Annotated in this window: 24 protein-coding genes; 7 read left to right on the top strand and 17 right to left on the bottom strand. The window is 72.9% G+C overall.

Features of this window, described 5'->3' with window-relative positions:
* The first annotated feature begins 123 nt into the window (after positions 1–123).
* The 4 genes from AB0B39_RS08935 (at position 124) to AB0B39_RS08920 (ending at position 2,970) form a co-directional block, all read left to right on the top strand.
* Positions 124–1,389, top strand: coding sequence for a hypothetical protein (locus AB0B39_RS08935; protein WP_357573919.1), 1,266 nt, complete (start codon positions 124–126; stop codon positions 1,387–1,389).
* A 33-nt stretch (positions 1,390–1,422) separates the two neighbouring features.
* Positions 1,423–1,863 (top strand): hypothetical protein, encoded by a 441-nt coding sequence (locus tag AB0B39_RS08930; protein WP_357573918.1) that lies wholly within the window; start codon positions 1,423–1,425, stop codon positions 1,861–1,863.
* A 78-nt stretch (positions 1,864–1,941) separates the two neighbouring features.
* Entirely contained in the window at positions 1,942–2,514 is a 573-nt protein-coding gene (locus AB0B39_RS08925; protein WP_357573917.1) for a GNAT family protein, read from the top strand.
* A gap of 42 nt (positions 2,515–2,556) precedes the next feature.
* Positions 2,557–2,970 carry a type II toxin-antitoxin system Phd/YefM family antitoxin gene (locus AB0B39_RS08920; protein ID WP_357497212.1) on the top strand — a complete coding sequence of 138 codons (414 nt, stop codon included), beginning with the start codon at positions 2,557–2,559 and terminating at the stop codon, positions 2,968–2,970.
* 52 nt (positions 2,971–3,022) lie between these two features.
* Here AB0B39_RS08920 and AB0B39_RS08915 read toward each other — a convergent pair whose 3' ends face one another.
* The 6 genes from AB0B39_RS08915 to AB0B39_RS08890 form a co-directional block, all read right to left on the bottom strand.
* A complete protein-coding gene (locus AB0B39_RS08915) occupies positions 3,023–4,168 on the bottom strand; it encodes an ABC transporter ATP-binding protein (RefSeq protein ID WP_357497210.1) in 1,146 nt (381 codons plus the stop codon).
* Entirely contained in the window at positions 4,165–4,980 is an 816-nt protein-coding gene (locus AB0B39_RS08910) for an ABC transporter permease (RefSeq protein WP_357497208.1), read from the bottom strand. The genes AB0B39_RS08915 and AB0B39_RS08910 overlap by 4 nt, the downstream gene beginning before the upstream one ends.
* On the bottom strand, positions 4,977–5,759 hold the full coding sequence (gene modA, locus AB0B39_RS08905; protein ID WP_357573916.1) for a molybdate ABC transporter substrate-binding protein: 783 nt from the start codon (positions 5,757–5,759) through the stop codon (positions 4,977–4,979). Before modA ends, AB0B39_RS08910 begins: the two co-directional genes overlap by 4 nt.
* Positions 5,756–6,172, bottom strand: coding sequence for a TOBE domain-containing protein (locus AB0B39_RS08900; protein ID WP_357573915.1), 417 nt, complete (start codon positions 6,170–6,172; stop codon positions 5,756–5,758). The genes modA and AB0B39_RS08900 overlap by 4 nt, the downstream gene beginning before the upstream one ends.
* A 91-nt stretch (positions 6,173–6,263) precedes the next feature.
* Positions 6,264–6,755 (bottom strand): SsrA-binding protein SmpB, encoded by a 492-nt coding sequence (gene smpB / locus AB0B39_RS08895; RefSeq protein WP_357573914.1) that lies wholly within the window; start codon positions 6,753–6,755, stop codon positions 6,264–6,266.
* Positions 6,756–6,780: 25 nt separating this feature from the next.
* Positions 6,781–9,036, bottom strand: a complete 2,256-nt coding sequence (locus tag AB0B39_RS08890; protein WP_357573913.1) for a hypothetical protein — start codon at positions 9,034–9,036, stop codon at positions 6,781–6,783.
* Positions 9,037–9,184: 148 nt separating this feature from the next.
* Between AB0B39_RS08890 and AB0B39_RS08885 the strand changes: the two genes are divergently transcribed.
* The 3 genes from AB0B39_RS08885 to AB0B39_RS08875 all read left to right on the top strand — a co-directional run bounded on the left by AB0B39_RS08885 (position 9,185) and on the right by AB0B39_RS08875 (position 14,323).
* Complete coding sequence (locus tag AB0B39_RS08885) at positions 9,185–10,843, top strand: FAD-dependent oxidoreductase (protein WP_234582485.1); 1,659 nt, start codon at positions 9,185–9,187, stop codon at positions 10,841–10,843.
* Positions 10,840–12,279: an ATP-binding protein gene (locus tag AB0B39_RS08880; protein WP_357573912.1), complete on the top strand. Its 1,440-nt coding sequence runs from the start codon at positions 10,840–10,842 to the stop codon at positions 12,277–12,279. Before AB0B39_RS08885 ends, AB0B39_RS08880 begins: the two co-directional genes overlap by 4 nt.
* Before the next feature lie 106 nt (positions 12,280–12,385).
* Positions 12,386–14,323, top strand: coding sequence for an ABC transporter ATP-binding protein (locus AB0B39_RS08875; protein WP_357574371.1), 1,938 nt, complete (start codon positions 12,386–12,388; stop codon positions 14,321–14,323).
* A gap of 104 nt (positions 14,324–14,427) precedes the next feature.
* Here the strand turns inward: AB0B39_RS08875 and AB0B39_RS08870 are convergent, their stop codons facing one another.
* The 11 genes from AB0B39_RS08870 to AB0B39_RS08820 form a co-directional block, all read right to left on the bottom strand.
* Positions 14,428–14,931 carry an NUDIX domain-containing protein gene (locus AB0B39_RS08870; protein ID WP_234582483.1) on the bottom strand — a complete coding sequence of 168 codons (504 nt, stop codon included), beginning with the start codon at positions 14,929–14,931 and terminating at the stop codon, positions 14,428–14,430.
* A 49-nt stretch (positions 14,932–14,980) separates the two neighbouring features.
* Positions 14,981–15,304 carry a hypothetical protein gene (locus tag AB0B39_RS08865; protein WP_357573911.1) on the bottom strand — a complete coding sequence of 108 codons (324 nt, stop codon included), beginning with the start codon at positions 15,302–15,304 and terminating at the stop codon, positions 14,981–14,983.
* A complete protein-coding gene (locus tag AB0B39_RS08860; protein ID WP_357573910.1) occupies positions 15,297–17,483 on the bottom strand; it encodes an EAL domain-containing protein in 2,187 nt (728 codons plus the stop codon). Before AB0B39_RS08860 ends, AB0B39_RS08865 begins: the two co-directional genes overlap by 8 nt.
* Before the next feature lie 189 nt (positions 17,484–17,672).
* A complete protein-coding gene (locus AB0B39_RS08855) occupies positions 17,673–18,314 on the bottom strand; it encodes an SRPBCC family protein (RefSeq protein WP_234582480.1) in 642 nt (213 codons plus the stop codon).
* Positions 18,314–18,679 (bottom strand): metalloregulator ArsR/SmtB family transcription factor, encoded by a 366-nt coding sequence (locus AB0B39_RS08850; protein WP_234582479.1) that lies wholly within the window; start codon positions 18,677–18,679, stop codon positions 18,314–18,316. The genes AB0B39_RS08855 and AB0B39_RS08850 overlap by 1 nt, the downstream gene beginning before the upstream one ends.
* 28 nt (positions 18,680–18,707) lie before the next feature.
* Positions 18,708–20,798 (bottom strand): xanthine dehydrogenase family protein molybdopterin-binding subunit, encoded by a 2,091-nt coding sequence (locus AB0B39_RS08845; protein WP_357573909.1) that lies wholly within the window; start codon positions 20,796–20,798, stop codon positions 18,708–18,710.
* The gene (locus AB0B39_RS08840; RefSeq protein WP_357573908.1) at positions 20,795–21,778 is read right to left on the bottom strand and encodes a xanthine dehydrogenase family protein subunit M; all 984 of its coding nucleotides are present in this window, start codon (positions 21,776–21,778) and stop codon (positions 20,795–20,797) included. The genes AB0B39_RS08845 and AB0B39_RS08840 overlap by 4 nt, the downstream gene beginning before the upstream one ends.
* Positions 21,775–22,272: a 2Fe-2S iron-sulfur cluster-binding protein gene (locus tag AB0B39_RS08835; protein WP_357574370.1), complete on the bottom strand. Its 498-nt coding sequence runs from the start codon at positions 22,270–22,272 to the stop codon at positions 21,775–21,777. Before AB0B39_RS08835 ends, AB0B39_RS08840 begins: the two co-directional genes overlap by 4 nt.
* 158 nt (positions 22,273–22,430) lie before the next feature.
* On the bottom strand, positions 22,431–23,807 hold the full coding sequence (locus tag AB0B39_RS08830) for a GH1 family beta-glucosidase (protein ID WP_357497186.1): 1,377 nt from the start codon (positions 23,805–23,807) through the stop codon (positions 22,431–22,433).
* A 29-nt stretch (positions 23,808–23,836) separates the two neighbouring features.
* Complete coding sequence (locus tag AB0B39_RS08825; protein ID WP_234582475.1) at positions 23,837–24,676, bottom strand: carbohydrate ABC transporter permease; 840 nt, start codon at positions 24,674–24,676, stop codon at positions 23,837–23,839.
* On the bottom strand, positions 24,669–25,661 hold the full coding sequence (locus AB0B39_RS08820; protein ID WP_234582474.1) for a sugar ABC transporter permease: 993 nt from the start codon (positions 25,659–25,661) through the stop codon (positions 24,669–24,671). Before AB0B39_RS08820 ends, AB0B39_RS08825 begins: the two co-directional genes overlap by 8 nt.
* Between the last annotated feature and the right edge of the window lie 15 nt (positions 25,662–25,676).

Here is a 25,676-nt window from a genome sequence, read left to right as displayed (position 1 = left end):
ATGCCCGGGATGTCACCTGCTGGTCGTGGTCGTTTCGCTCCGGCGGGGCGCATCGGGGCGTACAACGAAAGGGGCGGCACCCTCACGCGGCGGGTGGGTCGGCGGACCGGGGGAGCGGGGCGGATGCACCGGTGGCGAAGCGGCCGGCGACACGCAGCGATGCTGGCTGGCCGGCCCGCCGCGGTGGCGTGGGCCGCCCGGCTGGCCGGTACGGCCGGGGCGGGCGCGCGCCTGGCCCGGCGCGTGCCGGCGCCCTGGCCGTACCTCATCGGGCTCTTTCTCGGCGCGAAGCTGCTGCTGACAGTGCTCGGCCTGCTGGTCCTGCATGCCTGGGACGGCATCGGAGGTGCGCCGCCGCCGGACGAGGCGATGATGTGGGCGCAGCAGCGGGAGGTCTCCGGCCATCGGTGGATCTCCTTCTGGTTCGCCTGGGACGCGCTGCTCTACCTGCGGCTGAGCGAGCTGCCGCTGACCGGGCGGCCGTGGGGGGACTTCGGCTTCCCGCTGCTCTACCCCTTCCTCGCCCGGCCGGTCGGCGCGCTGCTCGGCGGCGACAACGCGCTGGCCCTGCTGCTGATCAGCAACGTCGCGTTCCTGGGCGCCCTGGTGTACGGCTACCGGCTGGCCGAGCTGCTGCTCGGCGACCCGGACGCGGCCCGTCGGTTCACCCGCTACCTGGTGCTGCTGCCGACGGCTTTTCTGTTCCAGGCCGCGCTGACCGAGTCGCTGTTCGTCTGCCTCGCGCTGGCCGCGTTCTACTACGCCGAGCGACGGCGGTGGCTGCTGGTCGGCGTGCTCGGCTACTTCCTGGCGATGAGCCGGTCCCTCGGGCTGCTCGTCGCGTTGCCGCTGGCGCTGGTGCTGCTGCGCCAGCACGACTGGCGGCTGGGCCCACGCGCCCTGCTCGGATACCTGCGGATCGGCTGGCCGTTGCTGCTGCTGCCCGCCGGATGGTTCACCTTCATGGCGTTCTGCCGGTGGCGCGGCGGGGACTGGTTCGCCTACCAGCACGCCCAACGGGTCGGCTGGGGGATCACGATGCAGAACCCGGTGCCGGTGGTGGTGGACGCTCTGGCCGGCGAGCCCCGCGACGCCGGACGGGTCCTCTTCGCCCTGGTCGTGCTGGCCGTGCTGGTCGCCGGGTTCCGTCGCCGGGAGCTGCCGTATCTGGTCTACGGCGTGCTCATGATCCTGGTGCCGCTGTCGATGGGCCCGGCGGTCTACAAGAGCCTGTTGCGTTACCTGCTGGCCGTGTTCCCGGTGGCCCTGGTGCTGGCCCGCTGGGCCCGCTCCGCCGGCGTCGACGTGTGGCTGACGGCGGCCCTCGCCGTGGTGCAGGGTGCGCTGTTCGTGCTCTGGCTCACCTACTGGACCCACATGATCATCTGATTGGAGGGCCGCCGGCCGGGGCAGGATGAGGCGATGACCGAGCCACGGGTGCGCCTCGACGATCTCGGCGCCTGGCTGATCAAGGGCAACGCCGACACGGTCGACCTCACCGCCCGGTTCGCCCGCGAACCGCTGGTGACGAGCTGGTGCGTACGCCCCGGCTACCGTGCCCGGCTGATGCGCGCCGGGCAGCCGGTGGTCTTCTGGGCCAGCGGCAGCCGCGCCCGACTGCCGTACGGGGTGTGGGGCGTCGGGCGGGTCACCGGGGTGGCCGAGCCGGGGCCACCGGAGCGACAGTGGTCGGTGCCCCTGGAGTTGCCCATCCTCCCCGAGCGCGAGCGGGTGCCCCGGCAGGCGTTGCGCGCCGACGACCGGCTCGCCGCCCTGGAGGTGTTCCGGCAGCCGCAGGCGGCCAACCCCTCATACCTGACCGTGGCCCAGTTCGCCGCCCTGCGGACGTACCTGCCGGTCTGAGGCCCGGTCGGGGCGAGCCGGCGGACCTGTGCGAGCCTGCTACTCGTCGTCGTGCACCCAACTGTCCCGGGAGGCCCGGTGTTCGCCCTGCCGCTGACCGACGAGGTCGAACTGCGCCCGCTGGAGCCGTGGCGGGCCGAGGAGTTCCTCGCCCACTTGGACCGGGCCCGCGAGCACATCCGCCCCTGGGTGTCGCCGACCTTCGTCGCCACCGACCTGCCGTCGGCCCGCGCGGTGCTGCAGCGCTACGCCGACCGCTGGGCCAGTGACAGCGGAGGCATCTGGGGACTGTGGCGGCACGGGACCCTGGTCGGCGGGGTCATGTTCGTGTCGTTCGACGTCACGCTTGGCGTCTGCGAGGTCGGCTGCTGGCTGGAGCCGGACGCGCAGGGGAGGGGCCTGATGGCCCCCGCGATCCGCCGCATCGTCGACTGGGCGGTCCGCGAGCGCGGCATCCAGCGGGTCGAGTGGCGCACCGACGCGGCCAACACCCGCAGCATCGCCCTGGCCCGGCGCCTCGGCCTGCGCCACGACGGCACCCTGCGCCAGGTCCACCCGAGCCCACGCGGGCGCATCGACCTGGAAATCTGGTCGGTGCCGGCCGACGAGTGGCTGGCCCGGCCCACACCGCTGCCGCCCACCGTCCACTGACGACTGCGGATTTCTGTCGTACCCGGGCGGCACCATGCATTCATGGCCGTCCCTGCGCTCACCCCTGGATCCGACCCGCCGCGTTCCGTGCCGCTGCGTGAGGCGCGCACCCGGTTCAGCCAGCTCGTCGCGTTGGCCGAGCTGACCGACGCCGTCACCGTCGTCACCCGCGACGGCGATCCCCGCCCGGTCGCCGCGATCGTTCCCGCAGTCGCCGCCCGCAGCGGCGCGCAGGCCCGCGCCGACGGCGACCGGCTCGCCGCGGTCACCGCCGGTTGGGCCCGCCGGCTCGACGAGCAGCACCGTCGCAGCAGCCAGCGGCACGCCGCCGAGCTGGGGGCGGTCCGCGCGGCGCTGGCCGAGGTGTGGGCCGAGCTGGACCGCCGCGTCGTCCCGGGCAGCGACCCGGCGCTGTCCCGGCTACGCGCCGCGCACGCCGACCTGCTCACCGACTGACCGCCGCTCGTCGCGGGGCCGTCGCCGACCCCGGCAGCATGCAGCGCGGGTGTCAGGTCGTGGCCGGGTAGGCGTGGGTCTCGGTGGCCTTGACCGCGACCCAGACCCGCTGGCCGGGGATCAGCCGCAGGTACGCCGCGGCGGCCGGCGTGACGTCGGCGGCCACGCCGATCGGCCCGTCCACCTGCACGCGCACGTTGTCGCCGTGGCGCTGCACGCCCGCCACGGTGCCCGCCCAGGTGTTGCGGGGGCTGCCGTCGGGCCGGGCCGGGTGCAGGGCCACCGCCGCCGGGCGGAATGCGACGAACGCGTCCCCGTCGAGCCGGTCGGCCACGCTGAGGGTCAGCTCCGGCGTGACACGTACCGCGTGACCCTGTGCCCGGCCCCGGTAGAGGTTCAACCCGACCAGCCGTGCCACGTAGTCGGTGCGCGGGCGGGCGGTGACGCTCGGGCCGTCGCCCTCCTGCACCACGCGCCCACCCTCGACGATGACCAGGCGGTCGGCCAGCGCCAACGCGTCGAGCGGGTCGTGGGTGACCAGCACCGTGGCGCCCGGGTGCGCGGCCAGGTGGCGGTGCAGCTCCGCGCGGGTGTCCAGGCGGGTGCGGGCGTCCAGGGCGGCGAGCGGCTCGTCGAGCAGCAGCAGCGACGGCCCGACGGCCAGTGCGCGGGCCAGCGCCACCCGCTGCGCCTGCCCGCCGGAGAGCTGCCGGGGCCGGCGGTGCGCCTGGCCGGCCAGGCCCACCCGGTCGAGCCAGTCCCGGGCCGTGGCCCGCGCCGTCCGCCGGTCGACGCCGTGCCGGCGCGGCCCGAAGGCCACGTTGTCCAGCGCGTCGAGGTGCGGAAAGAGCAGGTAGTCCTGGAAGACCACCCCGACCGGGCGGCGTTCGGTGGGCACCCAACCCCGGTTCGCCGGCCGATCCAGGTCGACGCCGCCGAGGGAGACGTGCCCGGCCGTGAGCGGATGCAGCCCGGCCAGCGCGCGCAACGCGGTGGTCTTGCCGGCGCCGTTCGGCCCGAGCAGCGCGACGACCTCGCCCGACGCGACCCGCAACGGCACGTCCAACCGGAAGGCGCCCCGGTCGACGACGAGCCGGGCGTCGAGCAGCGGTGCGGGCCCAGCCTCGTCGTCCCGCGGCGCGGGTCCGGCAGCGTCCAGCGGCGCGGTTCTGGTCTCGTCGTCCATCGGCGCGGTCACGGGCTGGCCAGCCAGCGGTCCCGCAGCGCGGCCAGGATGCCCACCGAGACGATCAGCAGCACCAGACTGAGCACGATCGCGGACTCCAGGTCGGTCTCCAACGCCAGGTAGACGGCCAGCGGCATCGTCTGCGTACGCCCGGGATAGTTGCCGGCGAAGGTGATGGTGGCGCCGAACTCGCCGAGCGCACGCGCCCAGCACAGCACCGCGCCGGCGGCCAGACCCGGTGCCACCAGGGGCAGCGTGACGTGGGTGAAGGTGGTCCACCGCCCGGCGCCGAGCGTCGCGGCCGCCTCCTCGTAGCGGTGGTCAGCGGCGCGCAGCGCACCCTCGACGGCGATGACGAGGAACGGCATGGCGACGAACGCCTCGGCCAGCACCACGCCCGCTGTCGTGAACGGCAGGGTGACGCCGAACGTCGCGTCGAGCCAGCCGCCGAGCAGTCCGCGCCGGCCGAAGACCAGCAGCAGCGCCACGCCGCCGACGACCGGTGGCAGCACCAGTGGCACGGTGACCAGGGCGCGGACCAGCCGGCGGCCGGGAAACTCGACCCGGGCCAGCAGCCAGGCCAGCGGCACCCCGAGCAGCAGGCAGAGCGCGGTGGCCAGGGTCGCGGTCTGCACCGACAGCCGCAGCGCGGTCAGCGCCCCCGGCGCGGTGAGCCGTTGCGGCAGGGTCGTCCACGGCGCCCGGACCACCAGCCCGGCCAGCGGCAGGACGAGGAAGAGCAGGCCCAGCCCCGCGGGGATCAGCAGCGCCGCCGGCACCCGCCCCCGTCGGCGCGGCACGACGCGGGCAAGGGCCTGACTCACGGCGCCTGGAAACCGGCCCCGGCGAGGACCGCCTGTGCCGGCGTCGAGCGGACGTACGCGACGAAGGCCCGCGCGCCGGCCGGATTCGGCGCGTCCTTCAGCGCGACGATCGGGTAGTCGTTGACCGCCCGCGCCGACTCGGGAAACTCGACGCCGGCCACGTCGGCGCTCGCCGCGCGGGCGTCCGTGCGGTAGACCAGGGCCGCGTCGACCTCGCCGAGCTTCACCTTGGCGAGCGCCCCCTTGACGTCCTGCTCCAACGTGACCGGGGTCAACGCGACGCCGGCCGCGGTCAGGGCGGTGCGTGCCGCCGCACCGCAGGGCACCTGGTCGGCGCAGAGCGCCACCTTCACCCCCGGACGGGCCAGATCCGCCAGCCCGGTTACGCCCCGCGGATTGCCGCCGGGCACCGCGATCACCAACTGGTTGCGGGCGAAGACGCTCGGTGTGCCCTCGGCGTTACCGGCCTCGGTCACCGTCGCCATGTTCTTCTCGGCGGCCGAGGCGAAGACGTCCGCCGGGGCGCCCTGGTTGATCTGGTTGGCCAGGGCGGAGCTGCCGGCGAGGTTGAGGGTGACGGTGACGCCCGGGTTGGCGGCCTCGAAGTCGCTGGCGATCCGGGTGAACGACTCGGTCAGCGAGGCGGCGGCGAACACGGTCACCGTGCCGGTGACCCGGCCGTCGGCGTCGTCGCCCGCCGGGTCGTCGCCTCCGCCGCAGCCGGTCAGCGCCAGTACGGCGATCGCCGTCAGCGTCGCCAGCACGCTCCGGCCGCTCATCCGCCGACCCTCGTCCGGGTGGGCGTGGCCCGCTCCACCACCACTGTCGTCGACTTGATCACCGCGACGGCCATCGACCCGACCTGGAGGTCGAGATCGTCCACCGCCTCCCGGCTCATCAGCGACACGACCCGGAACGGGCCGGCCTGGATGTCCACCTGAGCCATCACCGTGTCCTTGCGGACGTCGACGACGATGCCGCGCAGCCGGTTGCGGGCGGAGGAGAACTCCGCTCCCGCGTCCGGGTCGGCGGCGTGCGAGCGGGCGAACGCCGCGAGGTCGACGCCGTCGATGACGCGGTGGCTGTGCTCGTCGCGCCCGGCGGGCAACCGCCCGGCGTCCACCCAGCGGCGGATCGTGTCGGCGCTGACGCCGAGCAGGTCGGCGGCCTCGCCGATGCGGAACATCGTCACCGGGTCACCCTAGCTCTCGCATCTGCGAGCACGAAAGGGTGCAGCGGGCCGCTTCTGCGCTGGCATCGCGATCGCAGGGCCGCAGGTGCGGTCAGGGGCGTCGGGGATGGCCCTTCAGGTGCCGGCCCAGCTCCCGGGCGATCTCTCGGTTGGCGTCCCGTTCGGCGAGGGTCTGGCGCTTGTCGTACGCGCGCTTGCCCTTGGCCAGGGCCAGCTCGACCTTGGCCCAGCCGTTGTCGAAGTACAGCGACAACGGCACCAGCGTCACCCCGCCCTCGCGGACCTTCTCCAGGATCCGGCTGATCTCGGAGCGGTGCAGCAGCAGCTTGCGGTTGCGGCGCGGCGCGTGGTTGGTCCACGTGCCGTAGGTGTACTCGGCGATGTGCAGCCCGTACAGCACGATCTCGCCGTCGCGTTCGTGGGCGAACGCGTCGACAAGCGACGCCCGCCCCTCGCGCAGCGACTTCACCTCGGTGCCGACCAGCACGATGCCCGCCTCGTACGTGCGCAGCACGGTGTACTCGTGCCGGGCCTTCTTGTTCGAGGCGATCAGTCGACGCTCGGGCTGCTTGGACGGGCTCACCCGGCGACGATATCCGGCCGCCGCCTCAGTCCGTCGTCCGGCGCTGAGCGCGCAGCCGCCCGGCCAGGTCCCGCACCGCCTGCGTGAACTCCTCCTGTGACTCGCACGGCCAGTGACCCAGGATCGGCGGCGGCACGCTGTCGCTGGGCGGCGGCATCACGCCCTGCGGGTCGGTCAACCGGCGGTCCACCGCCGCCTCCGGCCCGGTGAGCGTCCCGGTGTCCCCGGGCCGGTGCGGAGCGAACATCCACCCGCCGATCGGGTCGGTGTCGCGCCACAGGTTCACCCAGCGCCAGCCGACGCGCTCGCCGATCTCCCGCAACGACGACTCGTCGACGTAGGCGGGGAACAGACGCGAGTACAGCCGGCTCAGCGGCGACCCGTAGGTGAGCAGGGCGACCCGGTCGGTGACCCGCGGCGGCAGTTGCAGCAGCGTGGCCGCGAGCAGCACCGAGCCGTGGCTGTGCCCCGCCAGCAGCACCCCCGCGCCCTGGTCCACGAGGTAGGTGATCCGCTTGGTCAGCTCCGGCACGGCCCGCTCGGCGTAGCAGGGTGGGGCGAAGGGGTGCGCCCCCCGGGGCCAGAAGGTGCCCAGGTCCCACAGGACGCCCACGTACCGGCGGAACCCGGCCGTCCGGTACGCGAAGATGCCGCCGATCACGAGCCCGACCAGGATCGCGGCGATCGTGTAGCTGCCCGCCCCGATGAGGAAGTTGACGAAGCTGTCGGGCACACCGACGTACTGCTCGAACACGTCCCCGGGGTAGATCTGGAGCAGGCCGAGGAAACTGGTGGCCAGTCCGAGCGCGGCGGAGCCGGCGTAGACGACGGTGAGGGGCTCCAGCCGTTCGGTGAACCGGGCCCGCGCCACCGCCTGCTCGACCCGGCGCAGCCGCGCCCCCGCCTCCGGCGGTGCGTCCGGGAAGTCGGCGGCCACGATCGCCCGCGCGGCCCGCCACCGGCTGGGACGGGTCGCCACGGTTGCCACCACGCCCACCAGCAGCGCGGCCAGCACTGCCAGGAAAAACCCGAAGATCGCCCACTTGTACGCCAGTGGCGGGCTGAAGGCTTCCGGCGCGGTGGGCCCGCCGCCGCGGTCCAACACGTCGGCAACCCGGTAGACCAACTCGGCGGAGAACGCCACCGCGAGCCCGGCGGCGATCGTGACGAACACCGGAGAGCCCAGCGCGCGCAGCCGGGAAAGCCGCTTTCCGTCGGCGCGTCGCCCACTGCCGCGCACCCAGATCACCACCGCCGCGAGGATCACCAGCAGGACGGTCTGGCTGACGAACAACCAGGCCACGGTGGCGCTGTAGCCGGGCAGCATCCTGCTCTGCGGCCACGGCTCGCGGCTGGTCAGGGTGTACGCGATCACCAGGATCGTCAGGCCGCACGCGATCGTGCGCAGCCCGCGCGTGGCCGCCTCCAGCCGGGGCACCGGGCTGGGTCGGTCCATGCCCCGCACCCTCGTCAGCAGCACCACGCAGGTGAGCAGAACGGCCCCGGTCGCCACCGCCAGCGCCGCCCGCACCAACGACTCGTTCTCGCTGTCCCAGGCGGCGAGCAGGCTGCCGTCCAGCGTCGCGAACGCGGCCGCGACGTGCACCGAGCGCAGCCGTCCCACCACCGGGGTCCCGTCCCACTGGCCGACCGCGCTCAACTGCTGGACGGACGTCTCCTGGGTCGCCCCGGTGCGAAAGGCGTCGAACGAGTGGCTCGGGCGCGCGCCGAGCCACCACACGATCCCGATCGCGGCGACCGGCGCCAGGGCCGCCACGCCGAGCCGTACCCCTGGCGGACGCCCGCCGAGCCAGGACAGCCAGCTCCGTCCGGCCGTGCAGGCCGGCGTGCCCATGCAGCGCCAGGCGATGAGGTCCACCGCCATCCCGACGATGGAGAGCACGTAGAGCATCGTCAGGGTGAGCGCGAGCACCCGACACAGCGCGACGATGACGTGTTTGCCCGGCAGGCTCTCCGGGCGCATCCAGAGCGCCACGTTGCAGAGCATGAACGGCAACAGGAACACCAGCGACAGCGTCCGTACGGCCGTGCCGGACGGCAGGTCGCTCCAGCGGTACGCCTCCAGCGTCACCCCGTCCGTGCCGGTCGAGTCCGGGTAGCCGGGTCGGGGGCGGTAGAACCCGCCGCTGCGGTCCCCGGCGACCTGGTGCACGTACGGCCGGTTGAGGACCTGGTCGGCACCCGCCCCGGAGACGCCGTGCACCCGCAGCTCCACGACTCGACCCGACGTCGTCGGTTCGGTCGGCGACGCGTCCGTCATCAGCCCCCCGAGGTGTGCGACCGCCGGCGGGTCGGCGGTCGCACACCGCCCGCGGCGGTGCCGCTTACCCGTCCCGGACCTTCTCACGCCTGCGTCGGTGCCCACGCGGTGGTGCGACCGGGCCCTGCGGGGTGGTTCTATTGGCGCCATGGCAAACCCGGTGATCCTGACCGTCGACGACGATCCCGCGGTGTCCCGCGCGGTGGCCCGGGACATCCGGCGCCGCTACGGCGACCGATACCGGGTGCTGCGGGCCGCCTCCGGGCCGGAGGCGCTGGACGCGCTGCGGGAGGTCAAGCTGCGCGGCGAGCAGGTGGCGCTGCTGCTGGCCGACCACCGGATGCCGGAGATGACAGGCGTCGAGTTCCTCGAAGCCGCGATGGACATCTTCCCCGCCGCGCGCCGGGTGCTGCTCACCGCGTACGCCGACACCGACGCGGCGATCGAGGCGATCAACGTGGTCGACCTGGACCACTACCTGCTCAAGCCGTGGCACCCGCCGGAGGAGAAGCTGTACCCGGTGGTCGACGGCCTGCTGGAGGCGTGGTCGGTCACCCCGGACGCGACGAGCGTCGAGATCCGGGTCGTCGGGCACCGCTGGTCGGCGCCGTCGTTCAAGGTCCGCGACTTCCTGGCCCGCAACCTCGTGCCGTACCGCTGGTTGTTGTCCGACGACCCGGAGGGCGCCCGCCTGCTCGACGCGGCCGGGGCCACCGAGGCGGACGTACCCCTCGTGGTGACCGCCGAGGGCAAGGCCCTGGTGGCCCCCAACGAGACCGAGCTGGCCGCGCTGGCCGGGTTGACAGTGGTGCCGGCGTCCGACTTCTACGACCTGGTGGTGATCGGCGGCGGTCCGGCGGGCCTGGGCTCGGCCGTGTACGGCGCGTCGGAGGGGCTGCGCACCGTGCTCGTGGAGCGGCGGGCGACCGGCGGGCAGGCCGGGCAGAGCAGCCGGATCGAGAACTACCTGGGTTTCCCGGACGGCGTCTCCGGCGCGCAGTTGACCGACCGGGCCCGACGGCAGGCGGTGAAGTTCGGCGCCGAGCTGCTCAGCGCCCGGGAGGTGGTCGGCCTGAGCGAGGCCGGCGGGGCCCGGCTGCTGCGTTTCGGCGACGGCAGCGAGATCGCCGCGCACACGGTGGTACTGGCCACCGGGGTCTCCTACCGGGTGCTCGACGCGCCCGGCCTGGCCGACTTCACCGGCCGGGGGGTGTTCTACGGCGCCGCCGCCACCGAGGCGCCCAGCTGTGTCGACCAGGACGTCTACATCGTGGGCGGGGCCAACTCGGCCGGCCAGGCCGCCGTGCACTTCTCCCGGTACGCCGCCCGCGTCCACCTGCTGATCCGCGGCGCGGACCTCACGGCGTCGATGTCGCGGTACCTGATCGACCAGCTGGAACGCATCGACCGGATCACCGTGCACCCGCACACGGCGGTCGTCGGCGCAGGCGGGCAGGGCCACCTGCAACAGCTCAACCTCTGCGACACCCGCACCGGGCAGGCCCGCACGGTCGACACCTCCTGGCTGTTCATCTTCATCGGCGCCGAGCCCCGCACGGACTGGCTCGACGGCGTGCTCGTCCGCGACGGGCGTGGCTTCATCGTCACCGGCCCGGACCTGCTGAGCGGTGGCCGGCGCCCAGCCGGGTGGTCACTGTCGCGTGACCCGTACCACCTGGAGACCAGCGTGCCGGGGGTGTTCGCCGCCGGAGACGTCCGTGCCGAGTCGGTCAAGCGGGTCGCCTCGGCCGTCGGCGAGGGCGCGATGGCCGTCTCGCTCGTGCACCGTTACCTGGAGGCCCAATGACCATCCCGTCGGAGCGGGCGACGCCCGCGCAGCTGCGTGCCCTGTTCCTGTTCGAGGCGCTCGACGACGAGCAGCTCGACTGGCTGGTCGAGCACGGCCGGGTGGAGCAGCGGGCCGGCGGCACCCTCGTGTACGGCGAGGGGGAGGCCGCGACCTGCTTCTTCGTGCTGCTGCGCGGCGCGGTGGCGTTGAGCCGTCAGGTCCGTGGCGACGACGTCGAGGTCAGCCGGACCGACCAGCCCGGGGTGTACGGCGGCGCCACCCAGGCGTACCTGGGCGACCAGGTCGAGCAGACCTACCGCAACAGTCTGCGGGCGGTGGTCGACTCGGACTTCTTCGTGCTGCCGGCGGAGGACTTCGCGTACGCCCTGCGGTCCTGGTTCCCGATGCCGATGCACCTGCTGGAGGGGCTGTTCTTCGGCATGCGGGACAGCCAGACCATCGTCGGCGAGCGGGAGCGGCTGCTGGCGCTCGGCTCGCTCTCGGCGGGGCTGACCCACGAGCTGAACAATCCGGCCGCGGCGGCGGTGCGGGCCACGTCGGTGCTGCGCGACCGGGTCGCGGGGATGCGGCACAAGCTCGCGATGATCGCCGACGGTCGGCTCGACGGCCGGGCGCTGCACGGGCTCGTCGCGTTGCAGGAGGAGGCGGTGGCCCGGGTGGCGACCGCGCCGAAGTTGAGCCCGGTGGCCACCGCCGACGCCGAGGACGTCCTCACCGACTGGCTGGAGGAGCACGGCGTGGGTGGCGCCTGGGACCTGGCGCCCATCCTGGTCGGCGGGGGTCTCGACGCGGCCTGGCTCGGTCAGGTGAAGGCGGCCGTCGGCCCGGCGGATCTGGAGGCCGCGGTGCGGTGGCTGTCCTACACCGTCGACACCGAGCTGCTGATGCGGGAGATCGGCGACGCGGTGACCCGGATCTCGGGTCTGGTGGGCGCCGCCAAGCAGTACTCCCAGTTGGACCGCGCCCCGCACCGGGTGGTGGACGTGCACGACCTGCTCGACGCCACGCTTGTCATGTTCAAGGGCAAGGTCCCCGCCGAGGTCAAGCTCGTCCGGGAGTACGACAGGTCGCTCCCGCCGATCCCGGCGTACGCGGCCGAGCTGAACCAGGTGTGGACGAACCTGATCGACAACGCGTTGGGCGCGATGGGGGAGAAGGGCGTGCTGACCGTCCGCACCGGCCGGGTCGGCGAGCTGCTGGCGGTGGAGATCACGGACACCGGTCCCGGTATCCCGCCCGAGGTGCGTCCGCGCATCTTCGAGCCGTTCTTCACCACCAAGCCGGTCGGTGCCGGCACGGGTCTGGGGCTGGACATCTCGTACCGGATCGTGGTCAAGAAGCACCACGGCGACATCCGCGTGGAGACCGAGCCCGGGAACACCACGTTCCGGGTACTGCTGCCGATCACCGAGGACGTCGAGCCGACTGTGTGAAACACCCGTACGACGCGCCGACTACCTAAAGACATCAGGCGGTCGCTGGCAGTAGTCTCGGGCGGCGTTCGTGCTTCCCGCCCCCCGAGGAGCGTCCGTGGACTCGATGGCCCGCCCGCGCACCGCGCCCCACGACGACGACCAGCCGATCGACCCGCCCACTGACGGCTCCATGCTTCCGGAGCTGGAGGACGCCGCCTGGATGCACCACGCGAACACGTTCGCGCACACCAGTTTCTGGGCGGTGGCCCGCCGCCTGCCGAGGTTGGTGCGGGAGGCGGTGGCGCTGGCCTGGGCCACCAACCGCATGGACGCGGTCGCCTCCATCGGCCTGAACGTCGCCGCCGGCGTGATGACCACCTTCGGCCTGCTCGCCACGACAAGCGTGCTGCGGGAACTCTTCGCCGCCGGTCCCACCCCGGACCGGGTGCGCTCCGCCCTGCCGGCGTTGATCATGGCCGCGGCGGCGGTCTCGGCGCGCGGCGGCCTGACGATCGCGGCCGGTTGGGCTCAGGCGCGACTCACCCCGCAGATCAACTACCAGGTGGAGCTGCGGCTGTTCGAGGCGACCACCGCCGTGGATCTGGCCGCGTTCGACGACGCCGGGTTCGCCGAGGAGATGGATCGGGTCCGCGACCGGGGGATGGGCGAGGCGGCGTGGATCGTCGACCACACCGTCAACCTGGTCACCGGCGTCGTCGGGATGCTCGCCACCGCCGTGGCGGTCACCGTCATCCAACCGCTGCTGCTGCCGTGCCTGCTGCTCGCGGCCGTGCCCCAGGCGATCACGGCGGTGCGGATGGCCCGCCGGGAGTACCTGGCGATGCTGGCCCGGATCACCCGCCGCCGGCGGATGTGGATGCTCGCCCACCTGATGGCCAACCGGCACACCGCCGCCGAGGTGCGCGCCTACCAGATGCGCGACTTCCTGCTCGCCGAGTACCGCGCTGTGATGGCTGTCGAAACCCGCGCCCAACTGCGGCTGGTGCGCTCGCAGGCCGGCACCCGCGTGGCCGGCGCCAGCGTGGCGGGGCTGGCCACCTTCGGGGTGTACGCCGTGCTCGGCGGCCTGCTGCTGGCCGGCATGGTCGCCCTCGCCGCCGCGGCGACCGCCCTGCTCGCCCTGCAGTCCGCCCGGACCAGCCTGGGCGTCGCGGTCGTCGCCACCAACTCGCTGTACGAGGACGCCCTCTACTACCAGGACTACCGGGATTTCCTGACCCGGGCGCAGGGCCGGGTGCCCGTCGGCGGCGACCAGGTGGTCGACGGCGTCGAGACGATCGACCTGCACGAGGTGAGCCTGCGCTACCCCGACACCGACACGCCCGCGGTGGACCGGGTCAGCCTGACGATCCGACGCGGTGAGGTGATCGCGCTGGTCGGCGAGAACGGCTCCGGCAAGACCACCCTGGCCAAGTTGATCGCCGGGCTCTACCAGCCGACCGGCGGGACGATCCGCTGGGACGACGTCGACGCCGCCGAACTGGACCCGCGGACGCTCGGCGCGCAGGTGGCCGTGATGACGCAGGAGTACTGGAAGTTCCCGTTCACCGCGGGGCAGAACATCCGCGTGGGCCGGCACGACCGTACGCCCGACCAACCCGGCCCCGACGTGCAGGCCGCCGCCGCGGCGGCCGCCGCCCACGACATGATCGTCGGTCTGCCGCACGGCTACGACACCCTGCTGGACCGGGAGTTCAAGAACGGTCACGAGCTGTCCGGCGGGCAGTGGCAGCGGCTCGTCGCCGCCCGTGGGCTCTACCGCGACGCCGCCCTGCTGATCTGCGACGAGCCGTCGGCGGCCCTGGACGCCCGCGCGGAACATGCCCTGTTCCAGCACCTGCGCCGCCGGCCCGACCGGGCGGTCGTCCTGATCACGCATCGGCTGGCCAACGTCCGGCACGCCGACCGGATCTTCGTCATGGACCGGGGTCGCCTCGTCCAGCAGGGCAACCACGACGAGCTGATGACGGCCGGCGGCCTCTACCGCGAGCTGTTCGAGTTGCAGGCCAGCGGCTACCGCGCCGGCGCCGCAAACCACTGACCGCCCGTCCCGCCCGGCACCACTTGCGTCGATCTTGCACTTTCGGTCGCCGAGATGAACCGATATGCCCCTTGTGTCGCGACAGAAAGTGCAAGATCGCGGGGTCAGGGGGTGAGGAAATCCTTGAGGACCCGCGTGTGGGTGGAGAACGCCAGCTCGACCGGGTCGGTGAGCACCAGCCACTCGGTGGCCTCCTCCGTGGGCGCCGACGGCGGCAGGTCCTCGACGGCCCGCTCGGGCAGCACTCCGAAGACCATCATGGTGCCGCCCGCCGGGGCGCCGTGCACGGCGAAGAGCCGGGCGTCCTCGGCCGCCGCGACCAGACCGGTCTCCTCCCGCAGCTCACGCACGAGCGCGTCGGACCACTCCTCGCCGTACTCGATGAAGCCGCCGGGCAGCGCGAGCAGCCCGCGGGCCGGTTCGATGTCCCGGCGCACGACCACCACGCCGAGGCCGTCGGCGGTGCGGACCGGGAGCACCGCTACCGCGACGGGCAGCGGGTTGCGCCAGACGGTCTCGCCGCAGACCGCGCAGACCCGCGGCCAGCCGGCCGCCGCCGGGTAGGCGGCGCCGCAGTAGGAGCAGTGCGAGTACGGCGGACCGGTCATGTCGCAGCACGTTACCCGCGCCCGATCGGATCGACGCGCCGCCCGAGGTTCAGTCCTCGCGGTCGAGCAACGGGCGCAGTTGGTCAAGCAGCTGCGCCCGGCTCACGTTGCGGGGCAGCTCGATGGTGAGATCCAGGCCCGGGCCTCGCGCGGTGAGCGTCACCGTCGGGCGGGGATCGCGCAGCCGCCAACCTCGGATGGCGGAGACCAGCGCCTCGGCCTGCGGTTGCAGGGTGGCCAGCGTGGCCAGGTTCGCCAGGACGCTGATTCCCTCGATGGCCAGGGTCAGGGCGCCCGCGTCCCGAACGCCCTCGTGCGGCAGGCGTAGCTCGGCGACAACCTCGGGCGGCAACAACAGTCGAACGCTAGTCATCCTCACCTCTCACCATCGCGGCGATCCGCTCCCGGACGCTCTGCCCGAGCGGACGCAGCGACGTCGACGCGGTCTCCCCGCAGATGAAGCCCTGTACGTGCCGGATCCGCAGGTCGTAGATCTGCTTGAGGGTCACCGGCGCCTGCTCGTCGAACCCCTCCACGATGACGGCGCGGGGGTTCGGCGCGTGGCCGAGGTCGCTGGCGTAGCGGGCGACCCGGGTCACCAGGTCCAGTTCCTCGACGGCCAGCGGGTGGTGCAGGACGGCCCGGTCCACTTTGATCTGGGTCAACGGAAGCTCCGCCATCCGGGCGAGCGAGGAGTAACCGACCCCGAAGTCGTCCACCGCGAAGCTGATCTCCAGGTCACGCGCCAGGCTGGTCAGCCGACGGTGAAAGTACGTCAGCGGCTCCTGCGGCCACACCTCGCCGGGAGCGGGCCGGATCGGGTCCTGCTCGGAGATCTCCAGCGTGACGGTGCGCGGATCGAGGTTGGCCTCCATGATCGCCGTGCGCACCTGGGCGATGTAGGCGTCGCTGAGCAGGGAGCGCACCGCGACGTTGACCGAGATCGGCTTGGTGACGTCGAAGACGGACGCGACGTCGGCCTCGGCGTACGAGTCGATCGCCTTGGCCAGCAGCAGCGCGTCGCGTTCGATGACGAAGCGGTCACCCCAGGCGTACGCCATCTGAAGGGCCGCTACCGGCGCGCGCACGTCGGTCTCCAGCCGCCTCGCCAGTGCCTCGTAGCTGTGGATGCCCACCCCGGCGGGCCGCCGGTCCAACGACATCACCGGCTGGAACACCATGATCAGCGACTCGATCAGCTTCTGGTACAGGCTGAAGGCGTGCGAGTACAGATCCACCGGCAGCCGGCCGTAGGCCGAGCGCAGGGCGGTGAGCACCTGCATCTCGGCGTGCACCGGATCGTCGCGGACATCGGAATTCCAGATGGCGCGCAGCATGGTGGCCAACGGCTCGCCCATGTCCAGCGCGGCGAGGGCGGGATCGACCACCGCGAGGGTGAGGTTGCGGCTGTTCTCCTGGGACAGGGGGACGCAGAGGATCCGTCGGCCGGCGTCGTCGGCCACCACGTGCCCGGGGGAGGAGGTGCGGACCAGGGTCGTGTCCGCGGCGCTCAGTTCGAGCAGTGGCCGCAGCTCCTCCTTGTTGAACCGGGCCGTGGAGGTGACCTGGCCGATACCCGTGGGGCCGGATTCCACCACCGCTACCGAATCCGCCTCCAGGGCGTACCGGATCACCTCGACCCGTTCGGCGTGCCCCGCCTGCTGGGCGGAACGCGGTGGACGGGACTGCGAGCGGAACACCCGTCCGAGCAGCTGCGTGATCGAGCTGGACAGGTCGTCGAGCGGGTTCTTGCAGGGCCGGATCGTGCCGGAGTTGACCGGGGCCGTCAATGACTGCCGCTCGTGCCGGGACACCGGCGGCTGGGTGAGCACAGTGGTCGGACCCCACATGTGGACGAGCTGCCCGGGCGCGGGGTGGATGCCCTGCTCGGCGACGAAGGTGGCCATCTGGGCGAAGGAGACCCGGCCGCCGGGGTCGGCGGCCTCGCCGCGCAACGCCCGCAGCAGCTGGTGGGTGAGCACGCCCTGCCGGTGTTCCTCGCTCTCCCGGGCAGCGGCGCCACTCGGGCACGCCAGCAGGGCGCTGTGCCTGTCGACCTGGGTGCGGTACGTCTGCATCGCCTCGGTGTGCCGCAGCTCCGAGTCCAGGTAGACGCCCGCGTGGCAGCAGTCGAGGATCAGGAACGAGGTGCCGGCGAACGCCTCGAAGACGTCCCGCTTGAGGAACGCCATCCGCAGTCCGTTGTCCGGCTCGCGGCGCAGCCCGTCGGCCTCCAGGTCGGCAGTCACCAGATACGCGTCGGACTGCGTGCCCCATTCCGGCACGAGGGCGTGGCCGGCGAAGTAGACCAGCAGCACGTCGGAGGGGCGCGACTCCAGCACCCGCTCGCGCAGCCGGGCCTTGATCTCGCGCCAGCTGGCGCCGTCGCCGATGAACAGGTCGACGTCGCCGTCGTCGAACGTGCCGATCCGCTCGTCCAGCAGCACCGCCCGCACCGCCCGCGCATCGTCCTCGGCGTAGCGCAGGCTGGGCAGGTTGACGTCATACCCGCAAGCGTTGGCTCCGATCAGGATCGCCCACCGTCGGCTCATCACGGCACCCCCAGGTGATCCAGTGGGCAATCACGTTGCGACAGCACGGCAACGCTTTGCGTGACCCTACCGGATCTAGGACAGGGCGCTGATCCAACCGATGAGTCGGATTCACGTCAGGCTCGAATCCGAGCCGGGTGCGCCGGACGACGGCGGCGGCAGGTCGGCCACCGCCGTCGTCGGCGCCGCTCAGGCCTGGGGGGCGCCCGTGTAGAAGGCGGTGGTGCGCTCGGCGGCGGCCTTGGCCTCGTCGGCGTCGGTGCCGGCGGCGATGCTCGCCTCGCACCACAGCTGGCTGCTCAGCTCCATGGCGCGTCGTCCCTCGGCGGAGGCGACCCACTCGGCGCTGTCCTCCGGCCGGACGCCGCTGCCGTCGCCGGAGAGGTAGGTGGCGAGACCGAGCAGGCCCAGGTCCCAGCCGACGCCGACGGCGCCCGGCCCGAACTGTGCCCACCGGTCCTGGTCGACGTGCGCGATGTGGTCCAGGTCGAGGCGGGCCTGTTCGTCGCCGACCGGCGTGACCCGCACCTCGATCCAGCTCACCTCGCCGCCCATCTCCCAGGTGGCGGTGAAGCGGTGCGGAGGCTCGCAGCTCTCGACGGTGCCGTGGGCGTTGCCCTCGAGCTGGTACGTGCCGTGCAGCCGCAGGTCGCCGCTGATCGGCAGGAACCAGCGGGGGATGCGCTCGGCGTTGGTGCAGGCGTCCCACAGGTCCTCGGCCGTCGCCTGGTAGGTCTGGCTGATCGTGGTCACCCGGGCCTCGCCCGCGGCCAGGGTGCGGCTGCCGACCTGCCGCTGGACGGCGTTGATCTGCTCGGTCGCGTCGAACATCAGGTGTTCCTCTCCTCGGGTGGGTCGGCGGGCCCGCGCAGGCGACGGTCGCGTCGGCCCCGGGCCAGCTCGGTGGCGAGTGCCGCCAGGGGTGGCGTCCAGAACCGGCGGAAGTGCTCCAACCAGCCGTCGACCTCGCGCAACGGGCGTGGGTCGACCGCGTACAGCCGCCGGGCGCCCTCCGGCCGCACGGTGGCGAAGCCGTTGTCCCGCAACACCTTGAGGTGCTGTGACACGGCGGGCTGGGAGATGCCGAACTCGTCGCGGATGACCGCGCTGACCGCGCCCGCGGTCTGCTCGCCGTCGGCGAGCAGTTCCAGGATGCGGCGCCGGACCGGGTCGCCCAGCACGTCGAAGGCGTGCACGGCGACAGTTATATCACCGTCGGCTTATTTAAGCCAAGCCTGAAACCCCGATGAGCTTGTCCAACCGGATCGGCAGGTCCCGGATGCGGACGCCGGTGGCGTGGTGGACGGCGTTGGCGACCGCCGCCGCGGTGCCGACGATGCCGATCTCGCCGATGCCCTTCACCCCGGCCGGGTTCAGCTCGTCGTCCCGCTCATCCAGCCAGTACGCCTCGACGGCCTCGACGTCCGCGCAGCCGGTGATGTGGTATGTGGCCAGGTCGTGGTTGACCCAGTCGCCGTAACGCTCGTCGAGCAGGCCCTCCTCGTGCAGCGCCATCGACAGCCCCATCGTCATGCCGCCGATCAGCTGACTGCGCGCCGTCGTCGGGTTCACCACCCGACCGGCGGTGAACACCCCGAGCAGCCGGTTCACCCGCACCTCGCCGGTGTCCGCGTCCACCCGGACCTCGACGAACTGCGCCCCGTACGCGTACCGGGGTCGGGTGGGCTGCCCGCCCACCTCGTCGGTGGTGTCCGCCTCGGCGCTGACCTCGGTGCCCGGCGACGCGCCCTCGCGCAGCTTCGTCCGCAACGCCTCGCAGGCCCGGATCACGGCCCAGCTCCACGAAGCCGTGCCCATCGAGCCCCCGGCCAGCGGGGCCACCGGCAGGTCGCTGTCGCCGATGCGGATCTCGACCCGCTCGGGCGGCACCCCCAGCGCGTCGGCGGCCACCTGCCAGAGCGCCGTCCGGGCGCCCGTGCCGATGTCGGTGGCGTCGATCCGTACCAGAAAGGTGCCGTCGGGCCGGGCGGTGGCCGCCGCCGACGACGGTCTCGCCCGGGCCGGGTAGCTCGATCCGGCCACGCCGGTACCGATCAGCCACCGCCCGTCGCGCCGGGCCCGGGGCGTGGGATCCCGGCCCGTCCAGCCGAACCGCTGCGCCCCCTCGCGCAGGCAGGCCACCAGGTTGCGGCTGGTGAACGGCTCGCCCTGGTCGGGGTCGACCTGGGCGTCGTTGCGGATCCGCAGCTCCACCGGGTCGACCCCCACGGCGATGGCCAGCTCGTCCATCGCCGACTCCAGGGCGTACGCGCCGGGGCACTCGCCGGGGGCGCGCATCCAGAACGGCGTGGGCACGTCGAGGCGGACCAGCCGGTGGGTGGTGCGTCGGTGCGGGGCCGCGTACATGCTGCGGGTGTAGACGGCGATCTGTTCGGCGAACTCCCGGACCGTCGAGGTCTGGCTGATCGCGTCGTGACAGACAGCGGTGAGCCGACCGTCGGTGTCGGCGGCGAGGCGGACCCGTTGGATGCTGGGCGTGCGGTAGCCGATCGGCCCGAACAGCTGCTGGCGGGTCAGCGCGAGCTTGACCGGGCGGTCCACGTGCCGGGCGGCGAGCGCGGCGAGCACCACCGCCGCCTTGGCGTAGCCCTTGCTGCCGAAGCCGCCGCCGACATGCTCGGCGATGACCCGGACGGACTCCTGGGGCAGTTCGAACAGCTCGGCCAGCGCGCTCTGCACCGGCACCGCGCCCTGGGTCGAGTCGTGCACCAGCAACCGCCCGTCGTGCCACAGCGCCGTCGTGGCGTGCGGCTCCATCGGATTGTTGTGGTACGCCGGTGTCCGGTAGGTGGCGTCCACCCGCACCGGCGCGGCGGCGTACCCGGCGTCGAAGTCCCCCTCGGCGGTGTCCGTCGGATAGCTGGGGTTGACGTGCTCCGGCTTGTACAGGCCCGGGTGGTCGTCGGTGAGCACCGTGCTGTGCGGGCCGGCGTCGTAGTCGATCCGCACCAGTCGGGCGCCCTCGCGGGCCGCCTCCAGGCTGGTGGCCACCACCACCGCGACGAACTGCCCCCGGTAGTGCACCGCCGGCTCCTGCAACAACCACAGCTCCGGCTGCGGCCCGGGTGCGAGCCGGGGCGCGTTGCCGTGGTGCACCACGGCCAGCACGCCCGGGGACGCGAGCGCGTCCGTCGTGTCGATCCGGGTGATCCGGCCCCGGACCACCGTCGCCGGCACCGCCCAGCCGTACGTGACACCGTCCACCGGGTACTCGACCGCGTACCGGGCCGTGCCGGTGACCTTCTCCCGGCCCTCCAGCCGGGGATGCGCCCGACCGACCGCGCCGGTGCTCACGAGGCCGCCAGCTCGCTGAGCACCCGCACCGTGATGGCCCGGGTCAGTGGCAGCTTGAAGCCGTTGTGCCGCAGCGGCCGGGCCTCGGTCAACTCGGCGTCGGCGGCCCGCGCGGCCAGCTCGGGGCTGAACAGCCGACCGCGCAGCTCCTCCTCGGCCCGGTACGCCCGCCACGGCCGGTGCGCCACCGCGCCGTACGCCAGGCGGACGTCGCGGACCACGTCGCCGTCGAGGTCGAGCACCGCGGCCACCGAGCCGGCGGCGAAGGCGAACGACGCCCGGTCGCGCACCTTGAGGTACGCCGAGCGGTGCGCGGCCGGCAGCGGCGGTAGCCGGACGGCGGTGATCAGCGCACCCCGGGCCAGGGTGGTCTCCCGTTCCGGGTGCGCGCCGGGGGAGCGGTACAGCGCGGCGAGCGGGACGTCCCGGGGGCCGTCGGACTCGTGCACCTGCACCACGGCGTCCAGCGCGGCGAGGGCGACCGCCAGGTCCGACGGGTGGGTGGCCACGCATTGTTCGGACCAGTCCAGCACGGCCAGGTCGCGGTTCTGCCCGTGCAGGGCGGCGCAGCCGCTGCCCGGGTCGCGCTTGTTGCACGCCTTGCCGGTGTCCTGGAAGTAGACGCAGCGGGTGCGCTGCAACAGGTTGCCGCCGGTCGTGGCCAGGTTGCGCAGTTGACCGGACGCCGCGGCGAGCAGGGCGCGGGCCAGCACCGGGTAGTCGCGGCGAACCGCGGGGTGGGCGGCGAGGTCGCTGTTGCGCACTGTCGCGCCGATCCGCAGCCCGCCGTCGGGCAGCTCCTCGACCGTGTCCAGCGGCAGTCGGGTCACGTCCACCAGCAGCTCGGGCCGCTGCACCCCGAGCTTCATGAGGTCCACCAGGTTGGTCCCGCCGCCCAGGTACGCCGCGTGCGGCTCGCCGGCCAGCACGGCGACGGCGTCGGCCACGTCGGCCGGCCGGTGGTAGCGGAACGGCCTCACGGCGCGGTCGCCGTCTCGCGGATGGCCGCGACGATGTGCGGGTACGCGGCGCAGCGGCAGAGGTTGCCCGCCATCCGCTCGCGGATCTCGGCGTCGGTCAGCTCGGGCGGCGAGTCGAGGTCGTCCGTGACCGCGCTGGGCCAGCCCCGGGCGACCTCGTCGAGCATGCCCCGGGCCGAGCAGAGCTGCCCGGGGGTGCAGTAGCCGCACTGGAACGCGTCGTGCGCGACGAATGCGGCCTGCAACGGGGACAGGTCGTCCGGACCGGCGAGCCCCTCGACTGTCACCACCGACCGGCCGTCCACCGTGACCGTGAGGACGAGGCAGCTCTTGGCCCGGCGGCCGTCCAGCAGCACGGTGCAGGAGCCGCACTGGCCGTGGTCGCAGCCCTTCTTCGCCCCGGTCAGGCCCAGGTGTTCGCGCAGCGCGTCGAGCAGTGTGGTGCGGTTGTCCAGCGTCAGCTCACGGCGGTCGCCGTTGACCTCGAACGCCACCCGGGACGAGTGACGCTCGTCCGTCGTCGTCTCGTTCTCCGGTCCGTCCCGCACCGGCCCAGACTAGCGGCAGTGGCACATAAGCGGGCGAATTACGCACAGAGCCCACCGTGGTGCGGCCCGGGCGCCGCCGGCCGCGGCGCCCGGGACCGGCGGCCTCAGGCCACCGGCGCGGCGGCGTCGGTGGCGCGGGCGAGGTGGCGGTGGGCGCGGATCAGCTCGGCGTAGCGCAGGCCGCTCGCCTTCACCGTCCGCCGCTGCGTGGCATAGTCGACGTGCACCAGCCCGAAGCGCTTGTCGTAGCCGTACGCCCACTCGAAGTTGTCCAGCAGCGACCACACGAAGTAGCCGTCCAGCGGCACCCCCCGGTCCACCGCCGACGCGCACGCCGCCAGGTGCTGCTCCAGGTGGTCGGTGCGCTCCTTGTCCTCGACGGTGCCGTCGGCGGTGACCTCGTCCGGCCACGCCGAGCCGCTCTCGGTGACGATGATCCGGCCCGGCCGGTACTCCTCGTGCACGTCGACGAGCAGCCGCTCCAGGCCCGCCGGGTACATCTCCCAGCCCATGGCCGTCTCCACCGACCCGGGCACCGGCACCTGCTTCGCGTACGGCGCCGGGCCGGTCGGATCGTCGACCACCAGCTGGCGGAAGTAGTAGTTCACACCGAGGAAGTCGGTGGGCGTGGCGATCACCGCCAGGTCGTCACCGCGTACCGGCGGCTCGACCCCGTACGTGGCGATCATGTCGGCGGGGTAGCCCCGGCCGTGGATCGGGTCGAGCCACCAGCGGTTGACGTGCCCGTCGGCCCGCCGGGCCGCCGCGACGTCCTCGGGTCGGTCGGTCGCCGGCTCGATCGGACTGAGGTTGAGCACCAGACCGACCGACGCCGCGCGGGCAGCGTTGGCCCGGATCGCCTGGGTGGCCAGGCCGTGCCCGAGCAGCGCGTGGTGCGAGGCGTGCACGGCGCGGGTCAGGTCCCGCTCGCCGGGAGCCATCGTCCCGTCCAGGTGCCCGATCCAGCACACGCAGAGCGGCTCGTTGACCGTGTTCCAGTCGGCCACCCGGTCACCGAGGCGGGCGGCGACAACCGCCGCGTAGTCGGCGAACGCCTCGGCCGTGGCGCGCTCCGGCCAACCGCCGCGGTCCTGCAGAACCTGCGGCAGGTCCCAGTGGTAGAGCGTGACGAACGGCCGGATCCCGTCGGCGAGCAGCGTGTCCACCAGCCGGTCGTAGAAGTCCAGCCCGGCGGGGTTGACCCGCCCGACACCGTCGGGCATCACCCGGGGCCAGGCCACCGAGAACCGGTACGCGTCCACGCCGAGCCGGCGCAGCAACGCGAGATCCTCCGGCCACCGGTGATAGTGGTCGCAGGCCACCGCTCCGGTGTCGCCGTTGTCGACGTTGCCGGGGACGGCCGAGAAGGTGTCCCAGATGGACGGCGCCCGGCCGTCGACGTCGACGGCCCCCTCGATCTGGTACGCCGCCGTGGCGACGCCCCAGAGGAAGTCGGGTGGCAGCTTGGACAGGTCGGGCACGGGAAGGCTCTCCTCTGGGATGGGGTGACTCACTTGACGGCGCCGGCGGTGAGGCCGGCGACGAAATACCGCTGCAGGGCCAGGAACCCGGCCACGACCGGGATGCTGACCACCAGCGAGGCGGCCATGATCTGGTTCCAGTAGACGTTGAACTGGGTGGAGTAGCCCTGCAGGCCCACGGCCAGGGTGCGGCTGCCCTCGTCGGTCATCACCGAGGCGAACAGCACCTCACCCCAGGCGGTCATGAACGCGTACACGGTCACCGCGACCACGCCGGGCACGGCGGCCGGCAGGATGACCCGGAACAGGATGCGCAGCGGCCCGGCCCCGTCGACCTGCGCCGCCTCGTCCAGCCCGCGCGGGATCGAGTCGAAGTAGCCGACCAGCATCCAGATCGAGAACGGCAGCGAGAAGGTCAGGTACGTGATGATCAGGCCGGTGCGGCTGGCGTACAGCTCGATGCCCGTGGCGTTGCCCAGGTTGACGTAGATGAGGAACAGCGGCAGCAGGAACAGGATGCCGGGGAACATCTGCGTGGACAGCACAGTCACCGAGAAGACCCCCCGGCCGCGGAAGCGGTACCGGCTGACGGCGAACGCCGCGAAGATCGCCACGGCCACCGAGCAGACCGCCGCGACGCTCGACACCACCAGGCTGTTGACCAGGTAGCGGGCCAGCGGCACGGTGCTCCACATGTCGACGAACGGTTGCAGGGTGGGCCGGCTGGGCAACCAGGTGAACCCGTTCTGCACGTCCCGCAGCGGCTTGGCCGCCGAGGTGACCATCACGTAGAGCGGAATGACGACGAAGAGAGTGAGCAGGGTCAGCACGATGCGCCGGCCCCAGCGCTCACCTGCGGTCTCACGCATGGTCGTCCCTCCGGCGGTTGGTGATCAGCAGGTACGCGGCCGAGACGACCAGCAGGAACAGCAGCAGCGCCACCGACATCGCCGAGCCCGACCCGAAGTCCCAGGTCTTGAAGGAGCTGCGGTAGATGTGGATGGAGATCAGGTCGGCCTGTTCGGGCGCGGACCCGCCGAACAGGACGTACGGGGTGTTGAAGTCGTTGAACGTCCACAGGAACAGCACCAGCAGCAGCACCAGGTTCACCGGCCGCAGCATGGGCAGGGTGACCGAGCGCAGCCGGCGCCAGAACCCCGCGCCGTCGATCGCGGCGGCCTCGTACAGCTCGCCCGGCACGTTCTGCAGGCCGGCCATCAGGCACAGGAACGCGAACGGCCAGTTGCGCCAGACCGACACCACCAGCAGCGACCAGAAGCTGTTGTCGCCGATCAGCCAGAACGGGCGCTCGTTGAGCAGCCCGAGCTGGTCGACGAGCACGTGGTTGACCAGGCCGGTGTCGCGCTGCAGCAGGAAGCTCCAGGTGATCACGGCGGTGTAGACCGGCAGGGCGTACGGGGTGAGGAACAGCGCCCGCAGGATGGCCCGCCCGCGAAACGGCTTCTGGAGCACGACGGCCGCCGCGATGCCGAGCAGCCAGGCGAACCCGACCGAGAGCACGCTGTAGATCAGGGTCACCCAGAACGAGTGCAGCAGCTCCTTGCCGGCGGCGGAGTTCAGATCGAGCGTGGCCCGGTAGTTCTCCAGGCCGACGAAGGGCGCGGTGGACCAGTCCCGGATGTGGAACTGGGTCAGCTCCAGCAGACTCATCCAGACCCCGACCACCATCGGGATCACGTGGACGGCGAGTTCCAGCACGATGGCCGGGGCGAGCAGCAGGTACGGCAGGAGGGAACGGCGCGGGCCGCGCGGCCGGCGGGCGGCCCCCCGGGCGGGTGACCCGGCCCGGGGTACGCGCCGGTCGGCGTCCGGCGCGGTGGTGCTGGTTGCCATCGGGGTCCTCTCGGA

This window comes from Micromonospora sp. NPDC049114 (genome assembly GCF_040648635.1).
Classification (GTDB): domain Bacteria; phylum Actinomycetota; class Actinomycetes; order Mycobacteriales; family Micromonosporaceae; genus Micromonospora.
The sequence above is the reverse complement of the archived record's forward strand: the minus strand, read 5'-3'. Positions and strand labels throughout refer to the sequence as shown.